Origin of the sequence: Halorubrum persicum, assembly GCF_002727125.1 — an archaeon.
GTDB classification, from domain to species: Archaea; Halobacteriota; Halobacteria; order Halobacteriales; family Haloferacaceae; genus Halorubrum; species Halorubrum persicum.
Genome location: NZ_NHOA01000044.1, coordinates 1 through 10,128 on the forward strand (window position 1 = coordinate 1; position 10,128 = coordinate 10,128).

Sequence of the window (10,128 nt, forward strand, 5' to 3'; positions counted from 1 at the left end):
CGCCGACGGACTGGTCGACGAGATCGACGAGTAGGGCCACAAGAGGTTTACTCGTCGCGGGAGCAGGTGTCAGCGATGCCCTCCCGAGACGACGACGACGAGACGGAGTACTCCGTCTTCGGCAACGAATCGACCGACGAATGGGAGCGTTCGGACGAAACTCGCGACGGCTCGGCCGCCGACCGCGAACGCCCGCCCGACACGCAACACGACGCGATCGCCACCGGCGACGGCCACGGCTGTCCGAAATGCGGCGGTGAGGAGGCCGAAACGGACGAGATCGCCACGAGCGGCACCGGTCTCACCAAGCTGTTCGACGTACAGAACCGCCGGTTCACGGTCGTCTCGTGCGCCGACTGCGGCTACTCCGAGCTGTACAAGGGCCGATCGTCCGGCGACGCGATCGACTTCTTCATCGGGTGACCCGGCGGGGCGCCCGGAACCGCGGCGGTATCGATTGTTGACGGCCCCGACCGCCGTCGATTGCGACCGATTTATGTCGGCTGAAGAGAACGTCCCGATCGCGCATGGTCTCCCCCCGTTCCCCCTCCGCCCTCCCGGTCGTCGGTGTCCTCGCCGACGGTCGGACGTACAGACACCTGTTGTACCTCCTGCTCGCGATTCCGCTCGGGTTCGTCTACTCGGTGCTGTTCTCGTTCGGGTTCGCGTTCGGGCTCGTCCTCTCCGTGGTGCTCGTCGGGGTCGTCGTCCTCGTGGCGATGCTCATCGGAGCCCGGATCGCCGCGGGCGTCGAGCGCTGGCTCGCCAACCGGCTGCTGGGCACGGACCTCGACCGATACGACGACGTGCCGGCCGACGCCGGCGGCGCGCTCGGGGGCGTCAGGAAGTACGTCGACGCCGCGTCGACGTGGCGGGGCGTCGGCTTCCTCTCGCTGAAGTTCTTCGTCACCGTCCTCGCGTTCGTCCCGCTGTTCGCGCTCGCGAACGGGCTCTCGCTTGTCGCCGCCCCGCTGCGGTACCCCTACGTGGTCACCTTCGGCGAGTCCAACGGGGAGCCGGTGACGTGGGCGATCGACACGCTCCCCGAGGCGCTGCTGGCCGTCGGGGTCGGCGTCGTCGCGGTGCTCGTCGCGCTTCACGTCACGAACCTCGTCGCGTACGTCTGCCGGCAGATGGCGGCCGCGCTGCTCGGCGTCCCGGCGAGTGACGGGGGGTCCGGGCCCGAGGACTCCGCGGCCGACGACGACGCTCCGGCGGCGAACGACGACGAGCGATCGGAAGGCGGTTCCGCCGAGTCCCGGGCCGCCGAGTCCGAGACCTCCCCCTCCGCCCCCATCGAATCTGGCGAGTTCGTCCCCGCGGACGCGGTCGAACCCGGCTCCGACGACGACCCGCCCCGGACGGAAGACGGCTCCTGACCCGCCGGAGCCGCCGGTGCCGCCGCGGTTTCTGCCCGGTGCGCTTATCCTCGTGCGACCGTCAGGGGCGGTATGGCCCCGACGCTCGTCGCCGCCGCCGTCGGCGCGGTGCTGGCGGCGGCCCTGCTCGGCGCCGCGTTCGACCGGCGGGCGGTCGCGGTGGTCATCGCGGCCGCGGTCGCTCCCGACCTCGACGCGGTCGCGAGCCTCGTCGTCCCGGGCGCGACGAACGCGCTCCTCCACGCGCTCTGGCTGCCGCTGTTCGCGGCGGGCGCACTCTACTGGGACACCGCCGTCGGCGACCGCTCCCGGCTCCGCACCCGGTTCGGGTGGCGCGGGGTGCGGCTCGCGTGGGTGGCGATCGCGGCGTTCCTCGTCGCCGGTGTCGGGACGGACCTGTTCGGCTCCGAGGGGGCGAACCTGCTGTACCCGATCCACGACGCCTACTACCGGATCGACGGGCGGCTCGTGTTCTCGACGCAGGAGGGGATCGTCCAGACGTTCGTCGCGCTCGGCGCGGACGGCCCCGGACTCCTCCCGCTGCAGAGCCCCGGCACGACCGCCACACACGCGATTCCGACGTTCGTCAACCCCGACGGACGGCCGGGACTCGACCTCGGCGCCGACCGCGAGCTGTCGCTCGTCCGGAGCGGGTGGCAGTTGGTCGTCGTCGCCGCGGGGGCGGCCCTGATCGCGGTGCGGGCCGCGCGGCTGCGCCGACTGCGCGAGCTGGGCGGCGGGGACGACCCGACAGCCGAGACCGGGACCGACGCCGAGACGGGCGGCGCCGAGACCGACGGGACGGGGGTGGCCCGGTAGATGGTCTCGACGGTCGTCCACGCCGGCTTCGCGCTCGCGCTCGCGGCCGGCCTGCTCGGGGACTACTACGACCGGCGGGCGCTGGCGGTCATCCTCGCGATCGTCCTGTCGCCGGAGATCGACAGCTTCCTCGGTCCGCTGATGTCGGGCGCACACCGGACCGTCGGCCACAACCTCGTGGTCCCCGCGGCGGCCGCGGCGCTGCTCTACTACGACACGCGGATCCGGGACCGGTCGGTGCTCCGCCGCCGGCTCGCCGACCGGTTCTCGGAGCGCAGCGCGGAGCGGTGGGTCGCGGTCGCGTGGGCCGGCCTGTTCGTCCACGTGTTCGCGCACGTCGCCCTCGACTGGGTCCACCTCGACGGCGTTAACACGTTTTGGCCCGTCAGAGATCGCTTTTACGCCCTGAGCGGGGAGGCGTTTCTCTCGTCGACGGACGGGTTCGTCCAGACGTTCGTCGACGTTCAGACGGACCCGGAGACGGGACGGCGACAGCTCGACGCCGGCGGTGGCGGGACGACTGCGACCGTCCACGTGAACAACCCCGTTGAACCGCGCGACCCCCGAGACGTCACGGACGAACCGGTCGACAGGCGGTTCCCGGTCGCGAACGCCGGCTGGCGGCTCTACCTGATCGGGCTGGGCGCGTTCACGCTCGTCGCTCGCCGGCTTCAGAGCGCGGACCCGCGTCGGTAGCGCTCGGCGCGGCCCGCCCGGTCGGCCGTCTCCCCGACCGCCGCTTGGACCGCGGCCCAGTGAGTGATGGTCCCGTCTTTCCCCCGGAGGGGGCGGAGCGACACGCGGTTCAGAAATGGCGTTCCGTCTCGGCGGTGGTTCCACACCTCGACCGTCACGGGCTCCCAGATCGACACCGCTTCGCGCAGCGTTGCGACCGCCTCCGGCTCCGTACGGGGGCCCTGTAGCAGCCGCGGATTCCGGCCACGGAGCTCGTCGAGCGGGTACCCGGTGAGGTCGCGGAACGTCCGATTCGCGTAGAGGATCGGCGTATCCCGATACGCCGGCCCGCACAGCGTAACGCCGACCGGGGCGGTATCGACGAGTCGAACTCGATCGATGAGGCGCCTGTCGCGGTCAGCGAGTGCCGGAAGTGACCCCCGATCCGCGCGGTCCGTTCCCGTAGCCGACTCGCCGCTTGCCCGCTCCCGGCTCATCCCGTGGCCGTGACGCGAGACCAACTCGTTGAACCGACCGCGAACGGCGTCGTCCTCACACGCGAGGAGCGAAAGCACGTCGTCTCTGAGACCCATCTGTCTGACGACCGGACGGTTCCCCCGGACAAGTGGTTGTCGCCCGTGAACGGAGCTCCGGCCCTGGCGTGGCCGCGTCGGTACAGTGCCCGTCTCCGAGTCACCACGACGTCCGAGCCGCTCGTGACGGTACTCGCGGCGCAAAAACATGGACTCGCGGGGGTCACGTGAGCAGTGCGAACGGGACCACGCGAGGAACGGAGACGAACGAAGTGAGTCGAGTGGACTCGCGGGGATTTGAACCCCGGGCCTTCCCCGTGCCAGGGGGATGATCTACCACTGATCTACGAGCCCTCGTACGCATCCATTCGTTCCCCGCTGGATATATTAAGGCCTTCGACTCGGAGACACCGTCGACACCGATTCCCACACGCGCTCAGATTCGCTCGGAATCGACGTACACGTCGAGGTCGATGTCGCGGGTCGACCCCTCAAGATCGCGTACGGCGCGCTCGACGACGCGTTCGGCCTCGCCTCTGATCAGGGGGATCGCCTTCTTCAGCACCCAGTCGAACGAGACGAGCGTCGGCAGGTCGAGCGCGTCGGAACTCGCCGAACTGGGGTCGAACTCGACTTCGAGTGCGACCTCGCACGGCCGGTCGGTGGGATCCGTGGAGTCGCCCGCGGTGCCGGCGTCGTCGCGACCGGCGTCCGTCTCTGCCGGCGTCACGCGCCAACAGCCGCTGGCGTCGATGTCCTTCGTTATCTCCCAGTCGATCAGCTCGGGCGGGTCGACGCCGGTCACGCGCGAGTGGGCCGTGTAGGTGATCTTCCACCACGCGAACGTCAGCGCGTAGCGGGTGTTCGGTCCTCCCTCGCCCTCCAGCGTTCGTACCTCTCTGAGATACTCCGAGTAGTTGGCGTACCGCGGGAAGTCGAGCAGGAACGCGTACACGTCTTCGGGATCGGCGTACACCTCCGTGCTCACGACGAGTTCGTCCACGTAAGAGCGTTCGAGCGGCGCCTATTAAGCGGTCCGCCGGCCGGACGTGGGGGTGACGGAAAGGTCCCGGCGGCTCGACGACGGAACGGGGAGACAACCCCGGCCGAATCAGTCGTCACTCGACGCCTGCCCGGTCGCGTCCGACGCGGAGCCGGGGACGGCGGCGGCCGGTTCGGGGGGCTCATCGCGCACGTCGTCGCCCTTCCCCTCGGCGATGACCTCCGCGTAGGCGTCGGGGAAGACGCGTACGAAGTCATCGAGCGCGGTCGTCCAGTCGTCGAGCAGCTCGGCCGCGCGGTCGCTGTCGGTGTAGGCGTGGTGGTTCTCGACGAGCCGACGGAGCATGCGTTCGTCGGAGTCGTCCAACGTCTCCGACACCGACACCATCCCGCGGTTCACGCGCTCGTCGAGCCGGTCGTCCGGGTCGTACACGTAGGCGACGCCGCCGGACATCCCGGCCGCGAAGTTCCGCCCGGTGTCGCCGAGCACGGCGACGGCCCCGCCGGTCATGTACTCACAGCCGTGGTCGCCGACGCCCTCGACGACCGCCTTGACGCCGGAGTTGCGGACGCCGAACCGCTCGCCGGCGACGCCGTTGACGTAGACCTCGCCCGCGGTGGCGCCGTACAGCCCGACGTTGCCGGCGACGACGTTCTCGGCGGGGTCGTAGCCGGCCTCCTCGGGCGTGTCGATCACGATCCGGCCGCCGGAGAGCCCCTTGCCGACGTAGTCGTTGGCGGCGCCGGACAGCTCCATGGTGATCCCCGACGCGAGGAACGCGCCGAAGCTCTGGCCCGCGTAGCCGTCGAACCGGCAGGTGACGGTGTCGTCCGGGAGGCCGTCGCCGCCGTGCTCGGAGACGATCCGGTTCGAGAGGGTCGCCCCGATCGCGCGGTCGACGTTCTCCACGTCGCGGGTGAGCGCGACGGGCGCGCCGTCTTCGATGGCCGGGGCCGCCTCGTCGATGAGGTCCCAGTCGAGCAGCGCCTCGATGTCGGCGTCCTCCTGCTCGCGGGTCTTCGTCCGGGCGTCGCCCGCGGGCTCGGCGATCACGGCGGAGAGGTCGAGCTCCTTCGCCTTCTCGTGGTCGGTCTCGCGCTGGGAGAGGAGGCCGGGTCGCCCGATGAACTCCTCGACTTCGGTGTAGCCGAGCTCGGCCATGATCTCGCGGAGCTCCTGCGCGATGAACGTCATGTAGTTGATGACGTGGTCCGGCTGGCCCGGGAAGCGCTGCCGGAGGTCCTCGCGCTGGGTGGCGACGCCGACCGGACAGGTGTTCTCGTGGCACTGCCGGGCCATCACGCAGCCGGCGGTGACGAGCGACGCGGTGCCGAACACGTACTCCTCGGCGCCGAGCGCGGCGGCGACCGCCACGTCCCGGCCGGTTTTCATACCGCCGTCGGCCGTCACGCGGATGCGGTCGCGCAGGCCGGTCGCGCGGAGCATCTGGTTCGCCTCGGCGAGCCCGAGCTCCCAGGGGAGCCCCGCGTTCTTGATCGAGGTCTTCGGCGACGCGCCGGTGCCGCCGTCGTGGCCGGAGACGTGGACCACGTCGGCGTTCGCCTTCGCGACCCCCGCCGCGATGGTGCCGATGCCGGCCTCGGAGACCAGCTTCACGTTGACGTCCGCCTCCGGGCTGGCGGCCTTCAGGTCGAAGATCAGCTGTTTGAGGTCCTCGATCGAGTAGATGTCGTGTTGCGGCGGCGGCGAGATGAGCCCGACGCCGGGGGTGGAACACCGGACGTGCGCGATCATCTCGTTGACCTTCTTCCCGGGGAGGTGACCGCCCTCGCCGGGCTTCGACCCCTGCGCCATCTTGATCTGGAGCTCGTCGGCGCTCGCGAGGTACTCGGAGGTGACGCCGAACCGACCCGAGGCGACCTGTTTGACGTTACACTCTTTCTCCGTGCCGAACCGCTCCGGAGGTTCGCCGCCCTCGCCCGTGTTCGACTTCGCGCCGAGCCGGTTCATCGCGATCGCGTTGTTCTCGTGGGCCTCCGGCGAGATGCTCCCGAGGCTCATCGCGGCCGTCGAGAAGCGCTCGACGATCGACTCGACGGGCTCGACCTCGTCGACCGGGACGGGGTCGCGGTCGGACTCGAACTCGAGGAGGCCGCGGAGCGTCTGGAGCTCCTCGGACTGGTCGTTGACCAGCTCGGCGAACTCCCGGTACTGCTCGTAGTCGCCGCCCCGGACCGCCTGCTGGAGCGTGCCGACCGTCTGGGGGTTCCAGCCGTGCTTCACGCCGGACGAGCGGTGCTCGTACTCGCCGACCGTCTCCAGTTCGGGGTCGGCGCCGAAGGCCATCGCGTGGCGCGTGCGGAGGTCGTCTTCGATCTGCTCGGCCCCGATCCCCTCGGTGCGGATCTCGGTCCCCTCGAAGTACTCGGCGACGAACTCGGAGTCGAGCCCGACGGCCTCGAAGATCTGCGCGCCCTGGTACGACTCCATCGTCGAGATCCCCATCTTCGCCATCGTCTTGAGGAGGCCGTCCTCCAGCGCGTGGCGGTAGGCGGCGAGCGCCTCGTCCTCGTCCGCTCCGTCCGGACCGGCGACCACGTCGGCGATGGAGGCGTACGCGAGGTACGGGTCGACGGCGTCCGCGCCGTAGCCGACCAGCGTCGCGATGTGGTGGACCTCGTGGGGTTCGCCGGACTCGACGACGATACCCGCGCGGTTGCGCAGCCCGTTGCGGACGAGGTGGTGGTGGACCGCGCCGGTCGCGAGCAGGCTCGGCACCGCGAGCCGGTCCGGACCGACTGCTCGGTCGGAGAGGACCACGGCGTCGGCGCCGTCCTCGATGGCGGTCGCAGCGTCCTCGCGGATCCGGGTTACGGCGTCGACGAGCGAGGCGTCGCGGTCGTACGTCACGTCCACGGTGACGGAGGTGAACGCTTTTTGGCCCGACTCGCCACGTCCCGGCGAGCGCTCGCCAGGACCGGGGAGATCGCGCAGGGCGGCCGTCTCCGCGTCCGTGAGGATCGGGGTGTCGGAGACGATCTGCTCGGCGTGTTCGGGCGTCTCGTCCAGCAGGTTCCGCTGGTTGCCGATCCGGGTCTCCAGCGAGGTGACGAGCTCCTCGCGGATGTAGTCGATCGGCGGGTTCGACACCTGCGCGAACAGCTGTTTGAAGTAGGTGAACAGCGGGCGGTCGACGTCGGCGAGCACCGACAGCGGGGTGTCGTCGCCCATCGACCCGACCGGGTCCTTCCCGTCTTTCGCCATCGGTTCGACGAGGTGGTTCAGCGAGTCGGTGGTGTAGCCGAACGCGGCCTGCTGAGCGCGGACGGTCGGCTCGGCCTCGTCGTCCGCCGTCTCGTTACCGTCAGCGGCCGCATCGATCCCCGCGGCGACCGCGTCCTCGTCGACGATCTCGTCGAGGTCGACCTGCCGCTCGGCGACCCACTCCCCGTACTTCCCGTCGGTGAGTTCTTCGAACACCTCGTCGTCCGGGACGATCCGCCCCTCCTCGGGGTCGGCGACGAAGATCTCGCCGGGCTGGAGCCGACCGCGGCGGGTCACGTCCGCCGGCTCGGTCGGGAGCGCGCCGACCTCGCTGCCGACGATCAGCCGGTTCTCCTCGGTCACCTCGTACCGGCAGGGGCGGAGCCCGTTCCGGTCTAAGACGCCGGCGACGCGGTCGCCGTCGAAGCCGATCACGAGGGCCGGGCCGTCCCACGGCTCCACGAGGGAGGCGTGGTAGTCGTAGAAATCCGCGCGGGCCCGATCCATCAGGTCGTCGTCGCGGAACGCCTCCGGGATCAGCATCCGGAGGGTGTGCGGGAGGTCGCGCCCCGCCTGCAGGAGGAGCTCGACCGCGTTGTCGACGCTCGCGGTGTCGGACTGGTTCGGGTCGTCGATCACCGGCTTGATCGTGTCGAGCTCGGCGCCGAACGCCGGGTGCTCGAGGTCGTTCTCGCGGGCGCGCATCCAGTTGACGTTCCCCCGGATCGTGTTGAACTCGCCGTTGTGGACGATGTTGCGGTACGGATGCGCGAGGTGCCACGCGCCCAGCGTGTTCGTCGAGAACCGCGCGTGGACCAAGGCGACGTGGCTCGCGAAGCGCTCGTCGGTCAGGTCAGTGTAGTAGCCGGCGAGCTGCGACCCCTTCAGCAGGCCCTTGTACACGACGCGCTGGCGGTCGAGCGAGCAGACGTAGAAGCGCCCCGCCCCGTCGACCTCCGACACCGCGTTCTCGATCTCGCGGCGCGCGGCGTACAGCGCGCGGTCGAACCCGCGGATCTCCGGATCGGCCTCGTCCGGACGCGTCTCCTCGCTGGTGAATCGTTCCGCGAGACCGGCGCCCTCGACCGGTGCGACGAACAGCTGAGAGACCTCCGGCTCGGAGTCGAGCGCGGTCGCACCGAGGTCCGCGTTCTCCGTCGGGACGGAGCGCCACTCCAAGACCTCCAATCCGTACACGGAGAACACCTCCGCGATGACGTCGTGGATCTCGGCCTGCACGCTCGGTTCGGTCGGCATGAACACGGAGCCGACGGCGTACTCCTCGGGGAGGTCGGCGTCGACGACCTCGCGGAAGAAGTCGTCCGGGCGCGCGACCATGATGCCGGCGCCGTCACCGGTGTTCTCTTCGGCGCCCGTCGTTCCCCGGTGTTCCAGGTTCTCGAGCAGTTCGACGGCGTCGGTAACCGTCTCGTGACTCGGGTCGCCGTCGAGATCGACGATTCCGCCGATCCCGCAGTTCGAACGCTCGTCCGTTGCCGCCGCAAGCCCCCCACCGTGGCCCGAGAGATCCCGCTCCGATACCTCCCGGGTGTTACTACGTGGCTCGGTCATGGTACACACTCTGGATCCATCACTTAAAGGTATGACCCTGATAGGGGTAGGATCCCTCGTACACACATTAGGGAATATAAGGTAATTATTCATCAGGGGTGAGTATGGAAGGTGCGTCTCCGGTTCGATCAGAAGATACCCGATCGTGAGTAAAAACACAACTCGTTCCCCACGTATCCGAGACGAATGGGGCCGAATATGCGTTACGGGACCGTAATCGTCAAAGACGCACTCAGGAGCCGTCCCGGAGCGCTTCGCGTCTGACGCCGGAGAGCCGATCGCAGCCGGCCGTGATGACGAACGGGAGCCCGACGGTCGTCGGAGGTGTGCGCGAGAAGTGCCGTCGAGTGAAACGGGGGTGCTGTGAGCGAAGTGCGCGGTCAGGAGGAAGCGGGAGACACCGAGATGAAGCGGGGCGTACGAGAAGCGGACGCCGAATCCGCTCCGGCCGGTCGACCCGGGGTCACTCGCTCAGCGGGGTGAACGTTCCGTTGATGTCCCACTCGTGGATACAGTAGACGTTCCCGGCTTCGCCGTCGATCTGCCACCCGTCGGCGTCGTCGTCCCACCGCTCCTCGCGGCCGCACAGCTCGCATTCGCGCTCTCGTGGCGGGGTGATGGTGACGCTCATGCGCGGACAAACGGCGCGGTCCAGCAAAAGGATACCGCCGTCGTCGCGGCGGCCCCGCGCTCGACCGCGGATCAGCGGCCCCGCAGTCGCCGACTCGCGGTGAGGAGGACCAGCGCGAGGGCGGCCAGCGAGTGTAGGGGAACGAACCCGGGAACGTCCTCGGCGGTCGTCCGGATCGGCGCGTCTTCGTAGGTCGGCGTCGGTCGTTCCGACCCGTCGCCACCCGTTTCGCTGCTCGTCGTTTCCGTCTCACCGGTCGCTCCGCTTCCGACGCCGAGGCGAGCGGCGTCG

8 protein-coding genes, 1 tRNA gene and 1 pseudogene are annotated in these 10,128 nt (G+C 69.7%); 4 read left to right on the forward strand and 6 right to left on the reverse strand.

All coding sequences use genetic code 11. The features are described 5' to 3' along the window. The first annotated feature begins 75 nt into the window (after window positions 1-75). From DJ69_RS07525 to DJ69_RS07540, 4 genes are all read left to right on the forward strand, one after another. Window positions 76-423 (forward strand): zinc ribbon domain-containing protein, encoded by a 348-nt coding sequence (locus DJ69_RS07525; protein ID WP_099255060.1) that lies wholly within the window; start codon window positions 76-78, stop codon window positions 421-423. A gap of 104 nt (window positions 424-527) precedes the next feature. Continuing rightward, window positions 528-1,379, forward strand: a complete 852-nt coding sequence (locus tag DJ69_RS07530; protein WP_099255061.1) for a sensor domain-containing protein — start codon at window positions 528-530, stop codon at window positions 1,377-1,379. A gap of 72 nt (window positions 1,380-1,451) precedes the next feature. Continuing rightward, entirely contained in the window at window positions 1,452-2,198 is a 747-nt protein-coding gene (locus DJ69_RS07535; protein WP_245851559.1) for a hypothetical protein, read from the forward strand. Next, on the forward strand, window positions 2,199-2,894 hold the full coding sequence (locus DJ69_RS07540; RefSeq protein ID WP_099255062.1) for a metal-dependent hydrolase: 696 nt from the start codon (window positions 2,199-2,201) through the stop codon (window positions 2,892-2,894). Here the strand turns inward: DJ69_RS07540 and DJ69_RS07545 are convergent. The 6 genes and pseudogenes from DJ69_RS07545 to DJ69_RS07565 all read right to left on the reverse strand — a co-directional run. Next, window positions 2,870-3,466 carry a PAS domain-containing protein gene (locus DJ69_RS07545; RefSeq protein ID WP_099255063.1) on the reverse strand — a complete coding sequence of 199 codons (597 nt, stop codon included), beginning with the start codon at window positions 3,464-3,466 and terminating at the stop codon, window positions 2,870-2,872. The genes DJ69_RS07540 and DJ69_RS07545 overlap by 25 nt on opposite strands. A gap of 222 nt (window positions 3,467-3,688) precedes the next feature. Continuing rightward, window positions 3,689-3,760, reverse strand: a tRNA-Ala gene (locus DJ69_RS07550). An 82-nt stretch (window positions 3,761-3,842) separates the two neighbouring features. Further along, window positions 3,843-4,409: a type II toxin-antitoxin system RatA family toxin gene (locus DJ69_RS07555; protein ID WP_099255064.1), complete on the reverse strand. Its 567-nt coding sequence runs from the start codon at window positions 4,407-4,409 to the stop codon at window positions 3,843-3,845. A gap of 108 nt (window positions 4,410-4,517) precedes the next feature. Continuing rightward, entirely contained in the window at window positions 4,518-9,206 is a 4,689-nt protein-coding gene (gene gltB, locus DJ69_RS07560; protein ID WP_099255065.1) for a glutamate synthase large subunit, read from the reverse strand. Window positions 9,207-9,669: 463 nt separating this feature from the next. Beyond that, entirely contained in the window at window positions 9,670-9,837 is a 168-nt protein-coding gene (locus DJ69_RS18285; RefSeq protein ID WP_180271748.1) for an HEWD family protein, read from the reverse strand. A 71-nt stretch (window positions 9,838-9,908) separates the two neighbouring features. Next, a pseudogene (locus tag DJ69_RS07565) lies at window positions 9,909-10,128 on the reverse strand (hypothetical protein); the annotation flags it as partial.

Excerpts from the sequence above, each read along its gene's own strand:
- DJ69_RS07525 (WP_099255060.1), top strand. The coding sequence starts at position 76 with ATGCCCTCCCGAGACGACGACGACGAGACGGAGTACTCCGTCTTCGGC.
- DJ69_RS07530 (WP_099255061.1), top strand. The coding sequence starts at position 528 with ATGGTCTCCCCCCGTTCCCCCTCCGCCCTCCCGGTCGTCGGTGTCCTC.
- DJ69_RS07535 (WP_245851559.1), top strand. The coding sequence starts at position 1,452 with ATGGCCCCGACGCTCGTCGCCGCCGCCGTCGGCGCGGTGCTGGCGGCG.
- DJ69_RS07540 (WP_099255062.1), top strand. The coding sequence starts at position 2,199 with ATGGTCTCGACGGTCGTCCACGCCGGCTTCGCGCTCGCGCTCGCGGCC.
- DJ69_RS07545 (WP_099255063.1), bottom strand. The coding sequence starts at position 3,466 with ATGGGTCTCAGAGACGACGTGCTTTCGCTCCTCGCGTGTGAGGACGAC.
- gltB (WP_099255065.1), bottom strand. The coding sequence starts at position 9,206 with ATGACCGAGCCACGTAGTAACACCCGGGAGGTATCGGAGCGGGATCTC.
- DJ69_RS18285 (WP_180271748.1), bottom strand. The coding sequence starts at position 9,837 with ATGAGCGTCACCATCACCCCGCCACGAGAGCGCGAATGCGAGCTGTGC.